Below are 1312 nucleotides of genomic sequence, written 5' to 3'. Positions count from 1 at the left end.
ACAGTACCAGCGCCCTGATTATTGGAACCTTGGTCATCACCATAAAAAGGGATTAAATCCATTCCCATAGGAGATTGACCCGGCTTGTCACGACGGTAATTTGGGTCCATTGGCGCCACCCAATATAAAGGTGCTTTTTCATCTTTCGTGACTGATGCACCAGCATTCATTTCCCCGTTCATAGCATTAAATGCTTGAAGACCAAAGTGATAACCCGTAGCCGAAAGAACGCCACCTAGTACAAATACACCGATATACCCGATTACTTTCATTTGAGTTTCACCTCTTCACTTTGTGCCATTACATAATTCAATTCGGCTAAGCGCTTGAAGCGCTCGATACGAATATTTAATAATTCAATATGTGCATTTAATGTATCGATGCGCGCCTGAACTACATCCGAGAAAACACCATCATTGCTGGTATAAGCATTCAACATGGCTTGCGCACTTTCTCTGTAACTAGGAAGTAACTTGGTTTGATACAGACGAATTCGTTGATCTAGCAAGTTAATATCAGATGTCAGAACACGATATTTCGCCATGAGTTCATTCAGCACAAGCTGCTTTTCAGAAAGAAAAGACTCGACTTGTAAGGTCGCGGCTTTCACCTGAGCATCCTGTCGACTAGACGAAAAGATTGGCACGCTGACACTCACCGCAATCGACGCCAGATCGGCTCGATCTTTGCCGCTTAGATCATCGCCGCGATAACCGTAACCCAAGGTAACGCCCCATTCTGGTTTGTACTTTTGCTCGGCAATCGATTTATCTATCTGCGCGGTATTGGATTGAACATCGACAATGCGAACCAACGGATGCTGGCTCAGACGAGCCGCCAAGGAATTTGGTGGAAGAATACTAGACGGGGTTACCATAATGGGTTCACCCGTTGTTTTCAGAGTGATTGCTTGATCAGCTGTGTTCTGATCAACCATGGTCGGAAGAATATATTGGGACAATTTTTTCAGTGCATTTTCTTTCGCTTGACGAAGCTGAGTTAGACGATGATCTAACTTAATCAACTCCAGTTCAGAACGCACTAAATCTTGCTGTTTGGCTCGCCCGTACGCCGAGCTATAACTGCTTTCCACTACCTCATGAAGTTGTTCGAACAAGGTTCTATTTTGCTTCACGAGCTTGATGCTCTCTTCGTAACTGTATACCGTTAGCCAAAGATTCGATACCTCCATTGCTAACATCGCGCGACGATTATCTCGCATCAAGGGCATTTGATCGCCTTGCACAGCGTACTTTTCCCCTGTTAAACGTAAGGTATCGCCAGCTGGAAACATCTGCGATACCGACACGTT

The 1312-nt window shown here is 44.9% G+C and carries 2 protein-coding genes; both read right to left on the bottom strand.

Annotated features, from left to right (window positions below):
• On the bottom strand, window positions 1-272 hold a 272-nt coding region (locus tag BUA59_RS23380), incomplete at its 3' end, for a heavy metal-binding domain-containing protein (protein WP_281251041.1).
• Window positions 269-1312 (bottom strand): TolC family protein (locus BUA59_RS23375; RefSeq protein WP_072842478.1); only part of this gene is annotated, 1044 nt, incomplete at its 5' end. The genes BUA59_RS23380 and BUA59_RS23375, both read right to left, overlap by 4 nt.

The sequence above is a fragment of the Marinomonas polaris DSM 16579 genome (assembly GCF_900129155.1).
Classification (GTDB): Bacteria; Pseudomonadota; Gammaproteobacteria; order Pseudomonadales; family Marinomonadaceae; genus Marinomonas; species Marinomonas polaris.
Note: the sequence above shows the minus strand (reverse complement) of the source record. Positions and strands in the feature narration are given on the sequence as shown.